The sequence below is a fragment of the Brachybacterium sp. NPDC056505 genome (assembly GCF_042794925.1).
GTDB classification, from domain to species: domain Bacteria; phylum Actinomycetota; class Actinomycetes; order Actinomycetales; family Dermabacteraceae; genus Brachybacterium; species Brachybacterium kimchii.
Map to the genome: position 1 here is coordinate 35,714 of NZ_JBHTSV010000022.1, position 19,990 is coordinate 55,703.

Below are 19,990 nucleotides of genomic sequence, written 5' to 3' on the forward strand. Positions count from 1 at the left end.
CCAGAACTCACGTCGAGTCTTAGAACACGAAGGAGTGAGCCGCATGTCGGTCTCCATCAAGCCCCTCGAGGATCGCGTCGTCGTCCAGCCCACCGAGGCTGAGCAGACCACCGCGTCCGGTCTCGTCATCCCGGACACCGCCCAGGAGAAGCCCCAGGAGGGCACCGTCGTCGCCGTCGGCGAGGGCCGTTTCGACGACAAGGGCCAGCGCATCCCGCTGGACGTCAAGGTCGGCGACAAGGTCGTCTACTCGAAGTACGGCGGCACCGAGCTGAAGTACTCCGGCGAGGAGTACCTGATCCTGGGCTCCCGCGACATCCTCGCGATCGTCGAGGCCTGATCCATGGCCAAGGAGATCATCTACGACGAGGAAGCGCGCCGCGCCCTCGAGCGCGGGGTCGACAAGCTCGCCGACACCGTCAAGGTGACGCTCGGCCCCAAGGGCCGCAACGTCGTCCTCGACAAGAAGTGGGGCGCGCCCACCATCACGAACGATGGTGTGACCATCGCCCGCGAGGTCGAGCTCGAGGATCCCTACGAGAACCTCGGCGCGCAGCTCGCGAAGGAGGTGTCCACCAAGACGAACGACGTCGCCGGTGACGGCACCACCACCGCGACCGTGCTCGCCCAGGCGCTCGTGCACGAGGGCCTGCGCAACGTCGCCTCCGGCGCCGCTCCCTCCGCGCTCAAGCGCGGCATGGAGTCCGCGGTCGAGGCCGTCTCCGCGCAGCTCGGCGAGGTCGCCATCGAGATCGAGGGCAAGGACCAGATCGCCGACGTCGCCGCCATCTCGAGCCAGGACCGCGAGATCGGCGAGCTGCTCGCCGAGGCCTTCGACAAGGTCGGCAAGGACGGCGTCATCACCGTGGAGGAGTCCTCCACCACGGCGATGGAGCTGGACTTCACCGAGGGCATGCAGTTCGACAAGGGCTACATCTCCCCGCACTTCGTGACCGACGCGGACCGCCAGGAGGTCGTCCTCGAGGACGCCTACGTCCTGCTCAACCAGGGGAAGATCTCGGCCGTGGCCGACATCCTCCCGCTGCTCGAGAAGGTCGTCGAGTCCGGCAAGCCGCTGTTCATCATCTCGGAGGACGTCGACGGCGAGGCCCTGTCCACGCTCGTCGTGAACAAGCTGCGCGGCGCCTTCAAGGGCGCGGCCGTGAAGGCCCCGGCCTTCGGCGACCGCCGCAAGGCCATGCTCCAGGACATCGCGGTGCTCACCGGCGCCCAGGTCGTCACCCCCGATCTCGGCCTGGACCTCAAGTCCGTGGGCACCGAGGTGCTGGGCCACGCCGGCCGTGTCGTCGTCACCAAGGACACCACCACCATCGTGGGCGGTGCCGGTGACGACCAGGCGGTCGCGGACCGGGTCGCGCAGATCCGCTCCGAGATCGAGGCCACCGACTCCGACTGGGACCGCGAGAAGCTCCAGGAGCGCCTCGCGAAGCTCGCCGGCGGCGTGTCCGTCATCAAGGTGGGCGCCCACACGGAGGTCGAGCTCAAGGAGAAGAAGATGCGCATCGAGGACGCGGTCTCCGCGACTCGTGCGGCCATCGAGGAGGGCATCGTGGCGGGCGGCGGCAGCGCGCTCGTGCAGGCGTCCTCCGTCCTCTCCGAGCAGCTGGGCCTGGCGGGCGACGAGGCCGTCGGCGCACGCGCCGTCGCCAAGGCGCTCGTCGAGCCGCTGCGTTGGATCGCCGAGAACGCGGGCCTTGAGGGCTACGTCGTCGTCGAGAAGGTCAAGGACGCCGAGGTCGGCCACGGCCTCGACGCCGCGACCGGCGAGTACGTCGACCTCGTGAAGGCCGGCATCATCGACCCGGTGAAGGTCACCCGCAGCGCCCTGCGCAACGCGGCCTCCATCGCCGCGCTGGTGCTGACCACCGAGACCCTCGTGGTCGAGAAGAAGGACGAGGACGAGGACGACTGAGTCCCCTCCCGCCCCTCGAGCGCGGCGCCCCGTCGGAGTCCCTCCGGCGGGGCGCCGCGCTGTCCGGGGCCGGGCGATCACCGGTCCGGGAGGAGCCGTCCCCGGGCGGTGCGCGACGCGATGCGGAGTGCTCCCAGGGACGGGGGAGCGGGACCCTAGAATCAGAACCCGTCGGCGCGTCGGCAGAGCACCCCAGCATGCCGTCGCCACGCACGCATCATGCACGCCGCAGGCACGGAGCAGGAACGAAGGGAGCGCCGTGGACCCCATCAGCTCGGACGCCCCCGAGGCGATGCCCGAGCGCGTCTACGGGCCCGCCGCGAGCGGCGTCGTCGGCACCCTCATCACCGCAGCGCTCTGCGCCGGCGTGCTCGAGTTCCTCGTGCTCACGAGCTTCCTGGGCCAGCACCTGTGGCACGACGCGCGCCTCGGCCACGACGCCGTCTTCACCCTCCCGCTGCTGATCTGGGTGATCGTGCTGCTGGTGACCATCGGGTGGGCCCTGCGCACCCTCACCATCTGGCTGCAGGTCGACGAGCACGGCTTCCGCCTGCGCGGCCTGTGCCGCCGCACCCGCACCGCGGACTGGGACGAGGTGGGCAGCGTGGTCGCGATCCGCGACATCAGGCGCCCCGGCCGTGCCGCCGAGTTGCTCGACTCCGGATCCATGTTCGACGCCCTCGAGCTGCTGCGGCCCGACGGCACGCGCCTCGCCGTCGTCTCCGGCCGCGTGTTCGGCCCCCGCGCCCAGCTCGAGACGCTGCGCCGCGCCCGCGGCGCCGGAGTGCCCATCGAGCAGATCGAGTCCATCGGCGTCGAGGAGCTGCGCCGCACCCACCGCGACTGGATCTCCCTCGCCGAGGCCCACCCGAACCTCCTGCTCGCGATGCTCGTGCTCTTCTACATCGCCCACAACGCGGTGACCTTCGCGATCTGGGGCCTGTGATGGGCCGCGCCGCCCGGCGCCGGGCGCGCCGCGCAGCGCCGCCCCTGCCCCAGCGGGACGGGCTGGATCCCGTGCGCTGGAAGGTCGGGCCGGCGGACGGGGCCGATGCGCCGCACGCCCTCGACGCCCTGGCGGCCCGCTTCCCCGCGCTGCTCGATCCCGCGGCCACGGCGCTCGCCTCCCGCTTCGACGCGGGCGACGTGGTGAGGGCCGACGGCCGGGCGTGGTCGGCGTCCGATCCCGTCGGGCCCGGCGACGAGCTCTGGTTCCACCGCGAACTGCGGGACGAGGAGATCGACGGCCCGGACCCGCGGGTCCTGCTGCACGACGACCATCTGCTCGTCGTCGACAAGCCGCACGACATGGCGACGATGCCGCGCGGGGCCCATGTGCTCGCGAGCGCCCTGATCCGTCTGCGCCGCGCGACGGGCATCGAGACCCTCGCCCCGCTGCACCGCCTGGACCGCCGCACCGCGGGCGTGCTCGCCTTCGGCATCGTCCCGGCCGAGCGCGCCGCTTACCAGGGGCTCTTCGCCCGCGGGGAGGTGCGCAAGACCTACCTCGCGCGGGTCGAGGCGAGCGGAACCGTGCAGATCCCGCGGGGTGCGGGCGAGCGCTTCACGATGCGCGACCGGCTCGAGAAGACCCACGGACAGCTGCAGACGCGCGTCGTCCCCGGAGAGCCGAACGCCCTCACCGAGGGGAAGGTGCTCCGGGCGGCGGGCGCCGAGGTGAGCCCCGCGGTGGGCGGCGCCGGGGCGCGAGGCGAGAGCCTCGTGCTGCGTCTGCACCCGCGCACCGGCCGCACCCACCAGCTGCGCGCCCAGCTCGCCCATCGCGGCGCCCCGATGGCAGGCGACGACCTCTACCCGCACGCCGTCCCCGCGACCGCGCCCCTCGCCCTGCTCTCCCAGGAGCTCGCCTTCACGGACCCCGTGACGGGCCGGGACCGCGCGTTCGGCAGCGAGCAGGAGCTTCCATGAGCGCGACCCCCGGCCCCGCCGCCGAGCCCCGGCCCCGCTGCACGCGCCGCGGGCTGCTCGTCGTCGGCCCGACCCTGGGCGCCCGATACCTGCCCGGGGCGCTCATCGGTCTGCCGCTGCTCGCACTGCTGCTGGGCGCGTTCCCCGCCGCCGGCATCCAGGCGTGGAGGTTCGGGCGACTGCGGGCGGGGGAGGACGACCTGCTGGTGCGGCTGCTCGCGCCCGGCATCGTGCAGTACCTCGTGGGTGTGCTCGCGGTGTGGGCGCTCGTCGCCCTGTGGGCGCTCGTGCCGCTGATCATCGTGCACCGCACCGTCCTCCTCGATGCCGAGAGCGGGACGCTGCGCCGGGTCCGCGGGCTGCGCACGGCAGGGGTGCGGGCGGGCGCGGACGTGGTGCGCATCGAGGCCGACGCCGTCCGTGGCGGGATCGGCGTGATCGCCTTCGCCGACGGCGAGGAGTGGGTGGTCCCCGAGTCCGGCTGGGACGGGGCCTCCTTCGACGGCTTCCGCGCACTGCAGGAGAGCGCCGGTCTGCCCGTGCAGCCGCCCCGCGCGGTGCTCGTCGCCGCGCACCGCCGAGCCCACTGCATCGAGCGTGACCGGGAATCCGCCGCCAGGATCGGCATGCCCTGGGAACAGGCGTACGAGGACGATCCCGCGGCCTTCCTCGCCGAGTTCGACCGCCGCCGGCGGGTCCTCGGCGGCAAGGAGCCCGCCCGGCCCGGCGACCTCACGCGCGCCGCCGCGACCGAGGCCGAGCGCGGTCCGGGGAGCGATCGCCGGGAGACGTGATCCGGGCGGGGCGTGCTCAGGGCCGCAGCGGGCTCAGCACCGCGCCCATGGCCTCGCGCACGACGGCCGCCTCCTCAGGGGACTCCATGGCCCCGTCGGCGCGGAGATAGCGCGTGCCGAGCACGGCCATCAGCCCGCCGACGGCGAACTCGATCCGGCGGCGCTGGGAGGGATCGAGGTCGACGGGCTCGGCGCCGATCACGCTGCGGGTCACGCGCTCGCACAGCCAGTCGAAGACGACCGAGCGTGCGCGGGGGAGCGCCTCGCGCGCATCGAGCGCGGGCGACGCCTCGATCTCGCCCTGCCTCAGGCGCTCGAGGATGTGCTCGAGCGGGTCCTCGTCCGGGGCCTCCTGCATGAATCTCCGCTCGCCCGCCTCGAGGCGATCGCGCACCACGGACGCGTAGACGTCGTCGATGTCCGCGAAGTGCTGGTAGAAGGTGGGCCGCGAGATCCCCGCGGCCTTGCACAGCTGGGAGATCGAGATCGTCTCGAGGCCCTGCTCGCGCGAGAGCGCCTCGAAGGCGTCCTTCACCGCGGTCCGCGAGCGCAGCACGCGCGCATCCTCGACGGCGCGGCCCGCCTCGCCCCGGCCCGTGGGTGCGGGCCCCTCGCTGCTGTCCATCGCCCCAGGCTACCAGCGCGTGACGACATTCACTTACAGTTGTCAAGCAGAGTGACGACTGTAAAAAATCGCCCTCATGTCCATGCCATCACTCGCGGGCGCCGCTCGACGCGCCCCGCTGCCCATGATCCTCATGGCGATGCTCTTCCCGGTCTTCATGGCCTTCGCCTACCCCGGCTCGTACCTCTCGGCGATGCTCGAGCCCGCTCCCGACCACATGCAGCTCGCGGTCGTCGAGAGCACGAAGGACGCTCCGCAGATCGCCCAGCAGCTGCAGGCCGAGGGAGGGGACGCCGTCGACGTCACCACCGTGGCCGACAGTGCCGCGGCGAAGACCGCCGTCACCGACCTCGAGGCCCGCGCCGCCTACGACCCCTCGAACGGCAGCCTCTACGTCGCCTCCGCCGGCGGCGCCCAGGCCACGAGCGCGGCGCAGAGCATCTTCGAGGAGGTCGCCCAGAAGACCGACCAGACCCTCCACGTCAAGGACCTGCGCGGGACCACCGCCGCCGACTCCACCGGCACCGGCTTCATGTACATGCTCACCGCGTGCCTCGTGGCCGGCTACGTCACCGCCACCATGCTCACGAGCCTCGCCCGCGGCGTCCGCCTGCCCGTGAAGCTCGCCGTGCAGGTGCTCATGTCCGTGGTCGCCGGTGTGCTCACCGCGGGAGTCTGCTTCGGCTTCTACGGCGTCTACGACCACCACCTCGTCGGCGCCGCGCTCATCGGCGGCTCCCTGTTCCTCACCGCCTCCGTCGTCCAACTGGGATTCGCGGGTCTGCTCGGTCAGGCGTCGACGCTCGTCGGGATCAGCCTCTTCGTGATCCTCGGGGTGCCCGCCTCGGGAGTCGCCGCCACACCCGACATGCTCCCCGGGTTCTTCCGCGTCCTGCATCGCCTGCTTCCCTCGGGCGCGGGTGGCGAGCTGCTTCGGCGGGTCCTCTACTTCGACGCCCACGGCATCGGCACCTGGGTGCTGCTCCTGGTCACCTGGCTGCTCGTGGGCGCGGGCCTGGTCTGGCTGGGCACCCTGCGCTCGCCGTCGGCCGATCCGGCCACGAGCGTCGTCACCGAGGAGCGCGAGCACCTGCGCGCGCACCCGGAGGGCGGCATGTTCACCGCGTACGACGAGGCGGAGGACCCGACCGAGCACGCGCCCCAGGCGCCCCGCCATCGCGCCCCCGAGGAGGGACTGGCATGAACGAGACAGGCACCCACGAGGCCCCCGAGAACGGGGAGCCCAGGAACGAGGCACCGATGGGCGACCGCGCCCAGGACAGCACGCCCCCGCGCGGCACCCTGCTGGAACGGCTCTCCTCCGCGCCGGCCGCCTCGGCCATCGGCGCGATGAGCGACCCGACCAAGAAGCCCGGGCCGCCGGTCGATCGGAAGCTCACGACACGGCGCATGCTCACGGTCGGCATGCTCCTCCCGCTGTTCATGCTCTTCGTGATGCCGGTGGTCATGACCGGCATGACCACCCACAGCTCGCCGCGGCACATGGAGGTCGCGGTGATCGGCTCCGCCTCCGAGACCGACGACCTCGTCACGAACCTCCAGGACTCCTCGGGGAACTCCTTCGACGTCACGCGCGTGGCCTCGGTCGACGCGGCGAAGACGCAGATCGCCGAGCACGACCTGCGCGGGGCCTACGACCCGGAGAAGGGCGTCGTCTACTACGCCGGCGCGAACGGACGACAGGTCACCGGGGCCGTCACGAGCTTCTTCGACAAGGTCGCCCAGCAGCAGGACCAGAAGCCGACGGAGCGCGACGTCGTCCCGCTCGAGGACCACGACCCGTCGGGCACGGCAGCCCTGTACCTCTCCCTCGGGACCATCCTGGGGGGCTTCATGACGGGCATCATCCTGAGCCTCATGCCCACGGGGTCGAAGGTCCGCCTGGCGCTGGGGATCGTGATGCCCGCGGTGTTCGCCACCGGGATGATCGTCTACGGCTGGGCGGTCTTCGGGATTTTCAGCGGCGTCGCGATCATGCCCTGGGTGATGCTCTTCCTGCTGAGCCTCACGGCCTGCGCCGTGACCAGCGGGCTCATGCTGAGCATGGGGCCCGGGGCGATGCCGATCGCGATCCTGCTGATCCCCCTGCTCGGCATGTCGAGCTCCGGGGTCGCCGCGCCCCTCGACATGATCGGCGGCTTCTACCGGGGCATGCACACATGGATCTTCTCCGCACAGGGGATCTCCGGCGTGCGCGACGCCCTCTACTTCGACGACGCCTCCCTCACGGTGCCGGTGCTCGTGCTGCTCGCCTGGATGCTGGGCGGCGTCCTGCTCGCGGCACTGGGAACCCTCCGGCAGAAGCGGCGGCACCTCTTCGCCATGCTCACCGAGCAGGAGGAGACGAGCACCGCGCTCGCCGTCGCCGCCGCGGCGGCCTGAGCGCACGGCGCGCGCCGCACCGCATCGGCAGGGCGCAGGGCGTGGCCCGTCCCACGTCCCAGCGCCCTGCCGGTGCCCCCGGAACCCCGAGTAGCATCGGTGCATGACGAGTGCGGACCCCTTCGGTTTTGTCGGCCTGACCTATGACGACGTCCTGCTGCTGCCGGGCGAGACGGATGTGATCCCCTCCGAGGTGGACACCTCGAGTCGGCTCACCCGCGAGATCACCCTGCGCGTGCCTCTCGCGAGCGCCGCCATGGACACCGTCACCGAGTCGCGGATGGCGATCGCGATGGCCCGCCACGGCGGCATCGGCATCCTCCACCGCAACCTCTCGATCGAGGACCAGGCCCACCAGGTCGACCTCGTCAAGCGCACCCAGACCGGCCGCATCTCCAACCCGGTCACCATCGGCCCCGACGCGACGCTCGAGCAGTTCGACGAGATCTGCGGCCAGTACCGCGTCTCCGGCCTCCCCGTGGTCGACGCCGACGAGCGCCTGCTGGGCATCTGCACCAACCGCGACCTGCGCTTCATCCCCGTCGCCGACTGGGCGGGCACCCGCGTGCGCGACGTGATGACCACTGAGCTGTTCACCGCGCCCAGCGACGTCTCCCAGGAGGAGGCGACCGCCCGGCTGCGCCGCAACAAGCGCGAGCGCCTCCCGCTCGTCGACGCCGAGGGCCGCCTGACCGGCCTCATCACCGTCAAGGACTTCGTGAAGTCCGAGCAGTTCCCCGACGCCTCGAAGGACGCCCAGGGTCGACTGCTGGTCGGCGCCGGCGTCGGCTTCTTCGGCGACTCCCTCGAGCGTGCGGGCGCCCTCACCGAGGCCGGGGTCGACGTGCTCGTCGTCGACACCGCGAACGGCCACGCGCGCCTCGCTCTCGAGATGATCCGTCGCATCAAGAGCGACCCCGCCTTCGCCGGCGTCCAGGTCATCGGCGGCAACGTCGCCACCCGCCCGGGCGCGCAGGCGCTCGTCGACGCGGGGGCCGACGCGGTCAAGGTCGGCATCGGCCCCGGCTCCATCTGCACCACGCGCGTGGTTGCGGGCGTCGGCGTCCCCCAGGTCACCGCGATCCACGAGGCCTCCAAGGCCACGAAGCCCGCGGGCGTCCCGCTGATCGGCGACGGCGGCCTGCAGTACTCGGGCGACATCGCCAAGGCGCTCGTCGCGGGCGCGGACACCGTCATGCTGGGCTCGCTGCTGGCCGGCACCGAGGAGTCCCCGGGCGAGATCGTGCTGGTGGGCGGCAAGCAGTTCAAGTCCTACCGGGGCATGGGCTCGCTCGGCGCGATGGCCTCGCGCGGCAAGAAGTCCTTCTCGAAGGACCGCTACTTCCAGGCCGACGTCGAGAGCGACGACAAGATCGTCCCCGAGGGCATCGAGGGGCGCGTCTCCTACCGCGGCAAGCTCGGCACCGTGCTGCACCAGCTCGCGGGCGGCCTGCACCAGTCCATGTTCTACGTGGGCGCGAACACCGTGGGCGAGCTCAAGGAGCGCGGCCAGTTCGTGCGCATCACCCCGGCCGGTCTCAAGGAGTCCCACCCCCACGACATGGCCGCGATCATGGAGGCGCCGAACTACTCGGCGCACTGAGCCCGGCCGGCCGACCGACCAGTCGGTCGCCGATCGACTACTCGGCGCGGGAGGCGGGGTCCGTCTCGCCGCTGTGCTCGTAGCCGATCAGCCAGAGCACGCCGAAGCGGTCCCGGACCTGCCCGTCGGACGCTCCCCACGGTCGCCGCTGCAGATCCTCGACGACCTCGCCGTCGGCCGCGAGATGCGCGAACCACGTGCGCAGGGTCGTGGGGTCAGCGGCGCCCAGCAGGGCGAGCATGAGGCCCTCGAGCCGCAGCGGGGCGTCGCCCGCGGAGTCCGAGGCGTACAGCGCGACCGGGCCGCGCAGCTGCGCGTGGGCGATGGCGTCGCCCGGCAGGTCCTCGCGGCCCATCTCGGCGGCCGTGTGCGCGCTGAGCTCGCCGCCGAAGACCCCCTGGTAGAACTCCAGGGCCTCGCGGGCGGTGCCGGGGAAGTGCAGGTAGGGCGCAGGAGCGTTCATGCGGACCGACCCTACGCCTCGCGCCCGTCCTCCCCACACCCGTCCTCCCCACATACCTGTCGTCCACAGCCCCGCCGGCGCGGTCTCGGACGTCGGGGAGCGCGCATAGGGTGGTCGCCATGAGCATCCCCTGGACGCAGGCCCCGCTGCTGGGCTTCGACACCGAGACCACCGGGACCGACGTCGCGCAGGACCGCATCGTCACCGCGGCACTCGTCCACTCCGCCGGTCCGGGGCGCGAGAACGAGACCATCGCGACCTGGCTGATCGACCCGGGAGTCGAGATCCCCGAGCCCGCCCGGAAGGTGCACGGCATCTCCACCGAGCACGCGCGCGAGCACGGCATGCAGCCCGCGCCTGCGCTCGAGGAGGTCGCGAGCATGCTGGCCGAGGCGCTCGCGAAGGAGGTCCCGCTCATCGCCTTCAACGGCAGCTTCGACCTCCAGATCCTCGAGAACGAGCTGCGTCGTCTGGGGCTGCCCACCCTCGCCGAGCGACTCGGGCACGACGTCGCCCCGATGCTCGACCCGCTGGTCATCGACCGCGGCGTGGACCGCTTCCGCAAGGGCAAGCGCACCCTGAGCGCCCTCATGGAGCACTACGGCGTGGTCACCGACGGCAGGCTGCACACGGCCGATGTGGACGTCTCCGGCACGCTCGACGTGCTGCGCGCCCAGGTCGCCGCCTTCCCGCAGCTGGGCGGGACGACCCTCGCCGAGCTGCACCAGCAGCAGATCGCCTGGCACCTGGACTGGGCGAAGAACTTCAACGAGTTCCTGCAGAAGAAGGGCAAGACGCCCGACGTGCCGCTGAGCTGGCCGCTGTGAGGAGCCCCGGTAGACTGTCATGGTGATGAGCGAGATCGAGATCGGCCGGAACAAGCGGGGACGCCGCGGATACAGCTTCGACGACGTCGCGGTGGTGCCCTCCAGGCGCACCCGCGACCCCGAGGACGTCTCCACCGCCTGGCAGGTGGACGCCTACCACTTCGACATCCCGATCTTCTCGGCCCCCATGGACTCGGTGGTCTCCCCGGAGGTCGCGATCGCCCTGGGTCGCGCCGGTGGTCTGGGCGTGCTCGACCTCGAGGGCCTGTGGACCCGCTACGAGGACCCGACTCCCCAGCTGGACCGCATCACCTCGGCGAGCGAGGAGGAGGTCGTCGACGTCCTCCGCGAGGCCTACGAGGAGCCGATCAAGCCCGAGCTGATCACCGAGCGCATCCGCCAGCTGCGCGAGGCCGGGGTCACTGCCGCAGGCTCCCTCTCGCCGCAGCGCACGCAGGAGCACTGGCGCACCGTCGTCGACGCGGGCGTGGACCTCTTCTTCATCCGCGGCACGACCGTCTCTGCGGAGCACGTCTCCTCGGGGCGCGAGCCGCTGAACCTCAAGCGCTTCATCTACGAGCTGGACGTCCCCGTGATCGTGGGCGGCTGCGCGACCTACACCGCGGCCCTGCACCTCATGCGCACGGGCGCCGCGGGCGTGCTCGTCGGCTTCGGCGGAGGCGCCTCCCACACCACCCGCGAGACCCTCGGCATCCAGGTGCCTCTCGCGACCGCCGTGGCCGATGTGGCCGCCGCGCGCCGCGACTACATGGACGAGTCCGGCGGCCGCTACGTGCACGTCATCGCCGACGGCGGCCTGGGCCGCAGCGGCGACCTCGTCAAGGCGATCGCCTGCGGGGCCGACGGCCTGATGGTCGGCGCGGCCCTCGCGCGCGCCGAGGAGGCCCCCGGCCGCGGCTACCACTGGGGGAGCGAGGCGCACCACCCGACGCTGCCGCGCGGTCACCGCGTGGAGGTCAGCACCGTCGCCCCGCTGGACCAGATCCTCTTCGGCCCGGGCCTGAGCGCCGAGGGCACCACGAACCTCGTAGGCGCCCTGCGTCACGCCATGGCGACCACCGGCTACACGGAACTCAAGGAGTTCCAGCGCATCGAGGTCGTCACCACCCGCTGATCCCGGTCCCGAGGTGCCGGACGTCGGCGAACGCGTCGTCCCCGGCTGCGGCGCTATGGCACCTGGCACCCCGTCGAACCTGTCCAGCGGGTAAGGGTGCCCTTGCATCCGGTCGTCGCTCGTGGTCCACTTGTCCTGACGCCACGTCAGAACGAAGTGGCATGCGCCCCCGGGAGACGACGATGACCGCTCTGGACACCCCCGCCGCGCCCTTCGCCCAGCGTCTGCGCGACGCCACGCGCGCCGAGCACTCGGACGCCGAGAGCAAGGGCTTCATCACCGCGCTCATGGGCGGTGAGCTGGGGGAGCTCGACTACTGGCGCCTCCTGGGCCAGTACCTCCCGCTCTATGTCGCGCTCGAGGAGGCGATCGAGACGGCCGCAGCGCGCTCCGCGCTCGCCGCGTCGTTCCACGATCCGCGCCTCGCCCGTGCCGAGGCGATCCGCGCAGACCTCGCTGCGCGCTTCGGCGCCGCCCCCGTGGTCGACGGCGTCTCACTCACCGCGCCGCTGCCTGCGACCGCCGCCTATGCCGACCGGATCCGCAGCGCCTCCGTGCCCGCGCTGCTCGCGCACCATTACCTGCGCTACCTCGGCGACCTCTCGGGCGGACAGGCCATCGGCGCGCTCGTCGCTCGGCACTACGCCGTCCCGCGCGAGCAGCTGACCATGTGGGACTTCTCGGAGATCGACGCCCCCAAGCGCGTGAAGGACGCCTACCGCGCGCGCCTGGACGACATCACCGATCCCGCCGTGCAGGAGGAGTTCCTCGCCGAGGCGCGCGAGGGCTACCGGCTCGCCGGCGCCCTGTTCGCGGCGCTCGACCCGCGCTGATCCCCGTCGGCCGACAGGCTGATCCTGCCGGCCGACGGAACGGGCTCTCCACGGGGATCAGTACTGCGGGTAGCCCTGGAACTGCTGGTGCTGCTGCATGTGCTCGCGGATCTGCCGGGAGGAGCGCACGCGCGCGACGATGCCCCAGATGAGCAGGATCAGCGCGATGATGCCGAGCAGGATCGGGATGCCGAAGCCGACGCCCGCGGCGATCAGGACACCCGTCATCCCGACGTCCGCGACGGCCACGTCGCTCGCGCCCTCGCAGGAGACCTGCACGGTCTGGTCTCCCGAGACGTTGAACGTGCCCACGGCGGTGTATGAGGCGCCGTCGACGGTGGCCGTCATCCCTTCGCCCGAGGTGCTGTCCATGGAGGTGTCGCCGCCGGACACGGAGCACGTGGCCCCGTCGGCTTCCTCGGTGGGGACGTACACGTAGTACATGGACATGCCGGACGCCTTGACGCTCCCGCTCTCGGACCCGAGCGAGGTGGCATCCGCGTTCGTCACGACGACGACTGCCACGATGGCGAGGGCGACGAACGGCATCACGACCAGCCCGATGAGGTTCGCGACGATGCCGAGCGCGCCGAAGATGATGCGCTTCAGCCCGCGCTTCTTCGGGGGCGCCTGGTAGGCGGGCTCGGAGGGGTACGGGCTCGAGGGGCCGTAGGCAGGGGGCGGGACGGTCATGGTGACCCTTTCAGGAGGTGAGGAGAGGGGGAGGAGGATCGGGCGCGCGACGCGTCAGGCGCGCGCGACGGCGAGGGTCTGCTGGGCGATCTCGAGCTCCTCGTCGGTGGGGACGATGAGGACGCGCACGGGGGAGTCGTCGGTCGAGATCGTGCGGATGCCGGGTGCTCGCTCGGCGTTCCGCTCGCGGTCCAGGACGATGCCGAAGCTCTCGAGACCGGCGAGGGTGCGCTCGCGGACCTCGGGCACGTTCTCGCCGATGCCGGCGGTGAACGCGATGACGTCCAGCCCGCCGAGCGCGAAGGCGTAGGAGCCCAGGTACTTGCGCAGACGGTGCACGTAGACCTGCATGGCGAGCTCCGCGGTCTCGTCGCCGTTGCGGATCGCCTGGGTGATGTCGCGGAAGTCGCTCATGCCGCACAGGCCCTGCATGCCCGAGCGCTTGTTGAGCAGGGTGTCGATGTCCTCGACGCTCATGCCCGCGCTGCGGTGCAGGTGCACGAAGACGGCCGGGTCGATGTCGCCCGTGCGGGTGCCCATGACCAGGCCCTCGAGCGGGGTGAGGCCCATCGAGGTGTCGACAGGCGCGCCGTCGGCGACCGCGGAGGCGGAGGCGCCGTTGCCCAGGTGCAGCACGACCTGGCGGAGACCCGAGGCGTCCTTCCCCTCGGAGGTCAGCAGCTCGGTGACCTTCTTCGAGACGTACTGGTGGCTCGTGCCGTGGGCGCCGTAGCGGCGGATCCGGTACTCGTCCGCGACGCCCTTGTTCAGCGCGTAGGTGCGGGAGGCCGCGGGCAGGTCCGCGAAGAAGGCGGTGTCGAACACGGCCACGTGCGGGATGTCCGGGAGCATGCGCCGCGCCGCGTCGATGCCGTCGACGGCCGGCGGGTTGTGCAGCGGCGCGAGCGAGCTGAGGTCGGCGATCTGGTCGCGCACCCAGGAGTCGATCGGCGTGGGCGCGGAGAAGCGCGCCCCGCCCTGGACGACGCGGTGCCCGACGGCGACCACGTGCGCATCCTCGAGGGCCAGCCCCACCTGGTCGAACAGCTCCATGACGATCTGCATGGCCACCACGTGGTCCGGGACCTCGCCCTGATGCGCGCCGTACGCCTCGCCCGCGGTGACGCGGCCCATGCCCTGGTCCAGGCCGATGCGCTCGATGATGCCCGAGGCGAAGACCTCGCCCGCGAGCGGGTCGAGCAGCTGGAACTTCAGGGACGAGGAGCCCGAGTTCACCACGAGCACGGTCGAGGTGCCCGCGGACGGGGCGTCCGGGCCGAGCTCGGCGGCATCGGAGGAACCGGGAGCGTCGGGGGTGCTGGGGGTGCTCATGCGTCCTCCTGAGTGGGGGTCGTGCCGGCCTGGTCCGCGGCCTGCGCCTGGATCGCGGTGATCACGACCGTGTTGATGATGTCGTCCACGAGCGCTCCGCGGGAGAGGTCGTTGACCGGCTTGTTCAGGCCCTGCAGGACGGGGCCGATGGCGATCGCGCCCGCCGAGCGCTGCACCGCCTTGTAGGTGTTGTTGCCCGTGTTCAGGTCGGGGAAGACGAACACGGTCGCCCGGCCGGCGACGGCCGACTCCGGCAGCTTCGTCTTCGCGACGGAGGCGTCCACGGCCGCGTCGTACTGGATGGGCCCCTCCACGTCCAGGTCCGGGTGCTGAGAGCGGACCGCGGCGGTCGCCTCGCGGACCTTGTCGACGTCGGCGCCGGTGCCCGAGCTGCCCGTGGAGTAGGAGAGCATCGCGACGCGGGGGTCGACGCCGAACTGGCGGGCGGTCTCCGCGGACTGCACGGCGATGTCCGCGAGCTGCTCGGCCGTGGGGTCGGGGTTCACCGCGCAGTCGCCGTAGACGAGCACGCGGTCCTGAAGCGCCATGAGGAACACCGAGGAGACGATCTTCGCGCCCGGCTTGGTCTTGATGATCTCGAAGCTCGGGCGGATCGTGTGGGCCGTGGAGTGGACGGCGCCGGAGACCATGCCGTCCGCCGTGCCGAGCTGCACCATCATGGTGCCGAAGTAGGAGACGTCCTGGACCTTCTCCCGGGCCTGCTCGAGGGTCACGCCCTTCTTCGCGCGCAGACGCGCGTACTCGGCGGCGAATTGCTCCACGAGCTCCGGATCGTGCGGGGAGATCACGGTGGCCTCGGAGATGTCGTGGCCCAGCTGCGCGGCGCGCGAGCGGATCGTGGTCTCCTCGCCCAGCAGGACAAGGTCCGCGACGCCGCGGGCCAGGATGGCCGCGGCCGCCGCGAGGATCCGCGGCTCGTCGCCCTCGGGCAGCACGATCGTCTTCTTCTCGCCGCGTGCGCGCGCGAGCAGCTCGAACTCGAACATCATCGGGGTGACCACGTCGCTGCGGGTCACGTCCAGGGTCTCCAGCAGCTCCTCCATGGGCAGGTGCTCGGCGACCGCGCGGCGCGCCGCGTCGAGCTTCTGCGGGCTGTCGGCGGTGAGGCGGCCATGGGTGCCGGCGATCGCGACCGCGGCCTCGTAGGTCGAGTCCTCGGTGGCGATGATCGGAAGATCCTGCTGCACGCCCTCGATGAGGCGGGTGACCTCGCTCGGGATCTCGTAGCCGCCGGTCAGCACGATCGAGCTGAGGGCCGGGAAGGTGCCCGACTGCTGGGCGAGGAACAGCCCCGGCAGCAGGTCGTAGCGGTCGCCGGGGGCGATCACCGTGCAGTTCTCCGTGAGACGCCGCAGCACGTTGGGAAGGCTCATCGCCGCGACCAGGTTGCCCAGGGCCACGCGTCCCAGCCACTCGGGGTTGCCCTGGACCAGGGTGCCGCCGACCGCATCCTTGAGCGCCTGCACGGTGGGCGCCATGATCACCGGGTTCTCCGGGATCGCGGCGACGACCACGCCCGCGGGCAGTCGCGCGGCGACGGCCTCGCGGGTCGCCTCGAGCTGCTCGGGGTCGCTGCGGTTCGCGACGAGAGCGATCGGCATCGCGTGGTGGGAGGCGAACTCCTGCACGCTGACCTGCGCGAGCGCCGCGACCTGATCGGGCGTGCGGTCCAGTCCCGAGACCACGATGACGACGGGGGCCGAGAGGTTCGCGGCGACCTCGGCGTTGAAGGCGAGCTCGGTGGGGTTCGCCATGTCGTCGTAGTCGGAGCCGAGAACGACGAGCGCCGAATAGCGCTGGGCGAGCTCGTGGTACTTCGCGAGGATCTCCTCCTGCGCGGCGTCCGGATCCGCGAGGGCCCGGCGCGAGTCGACGCCGAGCGCCTCCTCGTAGCTCTGGTCGACGGCCGGATGGGACGTCAGCAGGTCGACCGAGTAGTCCCGATGCTCGCGGGTGTCCGCCGGCCTCGAGCCGTCGGCCCGGGGCCCCTCCGGCCCTGCGCTCTCGGCCTTGAAGACGGGTCGGAACACCCCGACTCGATCGGAGCGGGCGGCGAGGGCCTCGAGGAGACCGAGCGCGACGCTCGACTTCCCGGTCATGCCCTCCGGACTGGCGACATACACGCTGTGCGACACCCGACCAGGATAGGTGCACCTTCCCTCGGATCCCAGGGACCGGCGATCCTGGGGACGCGCGTCACGTCCGGGCCCGCGCTCCCGGCTCGCGCACGGGGGCGCCGCCTACCATGGTCGCGTGCTCCGCGTCGCCCTCCGTCCCCGGTTCCTGGGGCTGCTCGCCCTCATGGTGGTGGCGACGCTCGTCTGCGGCCTGCTGGCCACCTGGCAGTGGGACCGGGCGCACCGCGCACTCACCCAGCAGACCGGCGAGGACCGCACGCTGGGCCAGATCGCCGACGTGCTCGAGCCCGGCAAGGCCGTCACCAACGAGATCGCCGGCGGCATCGTCGACGCGAGCGGCACCTACGACCCCGACCAGCAGGTGCTCGTCCCCGGCCGCCGCATCGACGGCGAGGACGCCGTGATCGTGGTGACCGCCCTGCACGTGAAGACGGGGTCGGGGGCCGACGGCACGGCCGGCTCGGACGACGCCTTGCTGCCCGTCGCGCGCGGCTGGATCCCCGAGAAGCAGGTGACCGGCGACGACGGCGAGGTCGACCCCTCGCTCGCCCCCGCGCCGCCCACGGGCGAGGTGAGCGTGAACGGTCGGCTCGAGGCGAGCGAGGCCGCGACCAACGGGCTCGAGGACGGTGTCGCCCAGGAGATCGCGACCCCGCTGCTCATCAACGAGTGGGGCTCGCCGATGTACGCCGGGTACGTCGCCGTCGGCTCCTCGCAGGACGGACTGAACGGCCTGCCCAAGGCCGAGTCCCAGTTCTCCTCCGGACTGAACTGGCAGAACCTCGGCTACGCCCTGCAGTGGGTGCTGTTCGGCGGCTTCTTCCTCTACCTGTGGTGGCGCTCCGTGCGCACCGCTCATCTCGACGAGCTCGCCGAGAAGCGCGAGCAGATGCAGTCCCGGCTCGCGGGGGAGCAGCAGAGCCCTCCCGGAGAGCCCGCCAGCCCCGTCGGCCGCACCCCGGCCGACCAGACCGTCGGTCCCTCGCAGGCCGACCCGACAACCGAGGGAGAGACAGGTGCCGACTCCGCGCCCGCTCGATGAGGTGACCGCCCGCGCATCCTTCGCCCGCTTCCGCTGGGCCGCGATCGCGGAGGGCATCGCCCTGCTGATCCTCGTGGGGATCATGATCATGCGCTACGTCGTCTACGGCGGCGACCCGTGGTGGGACTCCACCTCGGATCTCTGGTCCACGATCAGCAGCCGCTGGTCGCCGATCCACGGCGTGATCTACATGATCTACGTGATCCTCGGCTTCGACATGTGGAACAAGATGCGCTGGAAGCTGCCGCGCATGGTGCTCATCATGTTCTTCGGCGTCATCCCCGTGCTCTCCTTCTTCGGGGAGCGCTTCCTGCACTCCTCGATGGAGGAGGACCTGCGGCGCCGGCCCACGCTCCAGGACACCGACGGCCAGGACGGCGCCGGCGCGGCCGGTTCGGCCGGCCCTGCTGGCACCGCACCCGATGGCACGGACACCCCGGGGCAGAGCCCCGCCGACGGAAAGTAGACTGATCCGGTGACAGATACCGACGCCCGACCCGTCCTCGTCGTCGACTTCGGCGCCCAGTACGCGCAGCTGATCGCGCGCCGCGTCCGCGAGGCCCAGGTCTACTCCGAGATCGTCCCGCACACCGCCTCGACCGCGGACATCCTCGCCAAGGAGCCCCGCGCGATCATCCTCTCCGGCGGGCCCTCCTCGGTCTACGCGGAGGGAGCCCCGGGCCTGGACCCCGCGCTGCTCGAGGCGGGCGTGCCCGTGCTCGGCCTGTGCTACGGGTTCCAGTCCATGGCCGCCGCTCTCGACGGGACCGTCGCCCCGACGGGCGTGCGCGAGTACGGCGCGACCCGCCTGGAGGCCGTGGACTCCGCGAGCGAGCTGCTGCGCGAGCAGGACACCGAGCAGAACGTGTGGATGAGCCACGGCGACTCCGTCACCGCCGCGCCCACCGGCTTCCGCGTCGTCGCGACGTCCTCGGCCTCGCCGGTCGCCGCCTTCGAGCACCCCGAGAAGCACCTCTACGGCGTGCAGTGGCACCCCGAGGTCGGCCACTCCGACCGCGGCCAGGAGGTCCTCGAGAACTTCCTCTACCGCGGCGCCGGGATCACCCCCGAGTGGACCACCGGCAGCGTCATCGAGGAGCAGGTCGAGCGGATCCGCGCCCAGATCGGCGAGGGCACCGCGATCTGCGCGCTCTCGGGCGGCGTGGACTCCGCGGTCGCCGCGGCCCTCGTCCAGAAGGCCATCGGGGATCGCCTCACCTGCGTGTACGTGGACCACGGGCTCATGCGCCTGAACGAGTCCGAGCAGATCGAGAAGGCCTTCGGCGAGTCCACCGGCGGCGCGAAGCTCATCGTGGTCGACGCCGAGGAGCAGTTCCTCTCCGCGCTCGCCGGGGTCACCGACCCCGAGAAGAAGCGCAAGATCATCGGCCGCGAGTTCATCCGCACCTTCGAGCGCGCCCAGGCGGACATCCTGCGCGAGCGCGGCGTCATCGACGCGGCGGGCCACGCCGAGGCGAAGGCGTTCCTGGTGCAGGGCACGCTCTACCCCGACGTCGTCGAGTCCGGCGGGGGCGAGGGCGCGGCGAACATCAAGAGCCACCACAACGTGGGCGGCCTGCCCGAGGATCTCTCCTTCGAGCTCGTCGAGCCCCTGCGCGCCCTGTTCAAGGACGAGGTGCGGGCCGTCGGCTCCGAGCTGGGTCTGCCCGACGGGATCGTCTGGCGTCAGCCCTTCCCCGGGCCCGGCCTGGGCATCCGCATCATCGGCGAGGTGACCAAGGACCGCCTGGACGTGCTGCGCCGGGCCGATGCCATCGCCCGCGAGGAGATGACCGCGGCCGGGCTCGACCGCGAGATCTGGCAGTGCCCCGTGGTGCTGCTGGCCGACGTTCGCTCCGTGGGAGTCCAGGGCGACGGCCGCACCTACGGCCACCCGATCGTGCTGCGCCCCGTGACCAGCGACGACGCCATGACCGCGGATTGGGCCAAGCTGCCCTACGAGGTGCTGGGCCGGATCTCCACCCGCATCACCAATGAGGTCGCGGAGATCAACCGCGTCACCCTCGACGTCACCAGCAAGCCGCCGGGGACGATCGAGTGGGAGTGACGGACCTGCCGGGCTGACCTGCGGGACCTTCCGTCGGGTCGACATGGCTCGTGGGTGCTGCACGACGCTCGGGAGGTGGCGCCGATGGCGGGACGACGCGGCGATCGTGTCGCGGACGGGCCTCTGGTGAGGAGCCACGGCATATATGCCG

The 19,990-nt window shown here is 71.8% G+C and carries 19 protein-coding genes; 14 read left to right on the plus strand and 5 right to left on the minus strand.

All coding sequences use genetic code 11. The annotated features are described in order from the left end of the window. The first annotated feature begins 43 nt into the window (after positions 1-43). From groES to ACFQ53_RS11775, 5 genes are all read left to right on the plus strand, one after another. Positions 44-340: a co-chaperone GroES gene (gene groES / locus ACFQ53_RS11755; protein ID WP_152351674.1), complete on the plus strand. Its 297-nt coding sequence runs from the start codon at positions 44-46 to the stop codon at positions 338-340. Between the two features lie 3 nt (positions 341-343). Continuing rightward, a complete protein-coding gene (gene groL, locus ACFQ53_RS11760) occupies positions 344-1,933 on the plus strand; it encodes a chaperonin GroEL (RefSeq protein ID WP_249478865.1) in 1,590 nt (529 codons plus the stop codon). Between the two features lie 259 nt (positions 1,934-2,192). Beyond that, positions 2,193-2,879: a hypothetical protein gene (locus tag ACFQ53_RS11765; RefSeq protein WP_377859844.1), complete on the plus strand. Its 687-nt coding sequence runs from the start codon at positions 2,193-2,195 to the stop codon at positions 2,877-2,879. Further along, a complete protein-coding gene (locus ACFQ53_RS11770; RefSeq protein WP_377859846.1) occupies positions 2,879-3,862 on the plus strand; it encodes a pseudouridine synthase in 984 nt (327 codons plus the stop codon). Before ACFQ53_RS11765 ends, ACFQ53_RS11770 begins: the two co-directional genes overlap by 1 nt. Further along, positions 3,859-4,656, plus strand: coding sequence for a hypothetical protein (locus ACFQ53_RS11775; RefSeq protein WP_377859848.1), 798 nt, complete (start codon positions 3,859-3,861; stop codon positions 4,654-4,656). The genes ACFQ53_RS11770 and ACFQ53_RS11775 overlap by 4 nt, the downstream gene beginning before the upstream one ends. A 16-nt stretch (positions 4,657-4,672) precedes the next feature. Here ACFQ53_RS11775 and ACFQ53_RS11780 read toward each other — a convergent pair whose 3' ends face one another. Next, the gene (locus tag ACFQ53_RS11780; RefSeq protein WP_377859850.1) at positions 4,673-5,281 is read right to left on the minus strand and encodes a TetR/AcrR family transcriptional regulator; all 609 of its coding nucleotides are present in this window, start codon (positions 5,279-5,281) and stop codon (positions 4,673-4,675) included. A gap of 76 nt (positions 5,282-5,357) precedes the next feature. Here ACFQ53_RS11780 and ACFQ53_RS11785 point away from each other — a divergent pair, with 76 nt between their 5' ends. The 3 genes from ACFQ53_RS11785 to guaB all read left to right on the plus strand — a co-directional run bounded on the left by ACFQ53_RS11785 (position 5,358) and on the right by guaB (position 9,287). Next, a complete protein-coding gene (locus ACFQ53_RS11785) occupies positions 5,358-6,485 on the plus strand; it encodes an ABC transporter permease (RefSeq protein ID WP_377859852.1) in 1,128 nt (375 codons plus the stop codon). Further along, positions 6,482-7,684 carry a hypothetical protein gene (locus ACFQ53_RS11790; protein ID WP_377859854.1) on the plus strand — a complete coding sequence of 401 codons (1,203 nt, stop codon included), beginning with the start codon at positions 6,482-6,484 and terminating at the stop codon, positions 7,682-7,684. Before ACFQ53_RS11785 ends, ACFQ53_RS11790 begins: the two co-directional genes overlap by 4 nt. Before the next feature lie 103 nt (positions 7,685-7,787). Continuing rightward, positions 7,788-9,287: an IMP dehydrogenase gene (gene guaB, locus ACFQ53_RS11795; protein WP_377859856.1), complete on the plus strand. Its 1,500-nt coding sequence runs from the start codon at positions 7,788-7,790 to the stop codon at positions 9,285-9,287. Between the two features lie 37 nt (positions 9,288-9,324). Here guaB and ACFQ53_RS11800 read toward each other — a convergent pair whose 3' ends face one another. Further along, the gene (locus tag ACFQ53_RS11800) at positions 9,325-9,750 is read right to left on the minus strand and encodes a VOC family protein (protein ID WP_377859858.1); all 426 of its coding nucleotides are present in this window, start codon (positions 9,748-9,750) and stop codon (positions 9,325-9,327) included. Between the two features lie 119 nt (positions 9,751-9,869). Here ACFQ53_RS11800 and ACFQ53_RS11805 point away from each other — a divergent pair, with 119 nt between their 5' ends. From ACFQ53_RS11805 to ACFQ53_RS11815, 3 genes are all read left to right on the plus strand, one after another. Beyond that, on the plus strand, positions 9,870-10,577 hold the full coding sequence (locus tag ACFQ53_RS11805; RefSeq protein WP_377859860.1) for an exonuclease domain-containing protein: 708 nt from the start codon (positions 9,870-9,872) through the stop codon (positions 10,575-10,577). A gap of 25 nt (positions 10,578-10,602) precedes the next feature. Further along, positions 10,603-11,712, plus strand: a complete 1,110-nt coding sequence (locus ACFQ53_RS11810; RefSeq protein ID WP_377859863.1) for a GuaB3 family IMP dehydrogenase-related protein — start codon at positions 10,603-10,605, stop codon at positions 11,710-11,712. 182 nt (positions 11,713-11,894) lie between these two features. Then, positions 11,895-12,545 carry a heme oxygenase (biliverdin-producing) gene (locus ACFQ53_RS11815; RefSeq protein WP_377859865.1) on the plus strand — a complete coding sequence of 217 codons (651 nt, stop codon included), beginning with the start codon at positions 11,895-11,897 and terminating at the stop codon, positions 12,543-12,545. A gap of 57 nt (positions 12,546-12,602) precedes the next feature. Here the strand turns inward: ACFQ53_RS11815 and ACFQ53_RS11820 are convergent, their stop codons facing one another. The 3 genes from ACFQ53_RS11820 to pta are packed head-to-tail and all read right to left on the minus strand — an operon-like array spanning position 12,603 to position 16,726. Further along, a complete protein-coding gene (locus ACFQ53_RS11820; protein ID WP_377859867.1) occupies positions 12,603-13,238 on the minus strand; it encodes a hypothetical protein in 636 nt (211 codons plus the stop codon). Positions 13,239-13,292: 54 nt separating this feature from the next. Next, entirely contained in the window at positions 13,293-14,570 is a 1,278-nt protein-coding gene (locus ACFQ53_RS11825; RefSeq protein WP_377859869.1) for an acetate kinase, read from the minus strand. Then, positions 14,567-16,726 carry a phosphate acetyltransferase gene (gene pta, locus ACFQ53_RS11830; RefSeq protein WP_377859871.1) on the minus strand — a complete coding sequence of 720 codons (2,160 nt, stop codon included), beginning with the start codon at positions 16,724-16,726 and terminating at the stop codon, positions 14,567-14,569. The genes ACFQ53_RS11825 and pta overlap by 4 nt, the downstream gene beginning before the upstream one ends. A gap of 118 nt (positions 16,727-16,844) precedes the next feature. On the opposite strand from pta, the gene ACFQ53_RS11835 reads away from it, so the two are divergent. From ACFQ53_RS11835 to guaA, 3 genes are read left to right on the plus strand one after another with little or no spacing between them, the layout of a single operon-like run. Continuing rightward, positions 16,845-17,771: an SURF1 family protein gene (locus tag ACFQ53_RS11835; protein WP_377859873.1), complete on the plus strand. Its 927-nt coding sequence runs from the start codon at positions 16,845-16,847 to the stop codon at positions 17,769-17,771. Then, positions 17,746-18,237, plus strand: coding sequence for a DUF3817 domain-containing protein (locus ACFQ53_RS11840; protein WP_377859875.1), 492 nt, complete (start codon positions 17,746-17,748; stop codon positions 18,235-18,237). Before ACFQ53_RS11835 ends, ACFQ53_RS11840 begins: the two co-directional genes overlap by 26 nt. Before the next feature lie 9 nt (positions 18,238-18,246). Then, on the plus strand, positions 18,247-19,839 hold the full coding sequence (gene guaA / locus ACFQ53_RS11845) for a glutamine-hydrolyzing GMP synthase (protein ID WP_377859877.1): 1,593 nt from the start codon (positions 18,247-18,249) through the stop codon (positions 19,837-19,839). Positions 19,840-19,990: the final 151 nt, after the last annotated feature.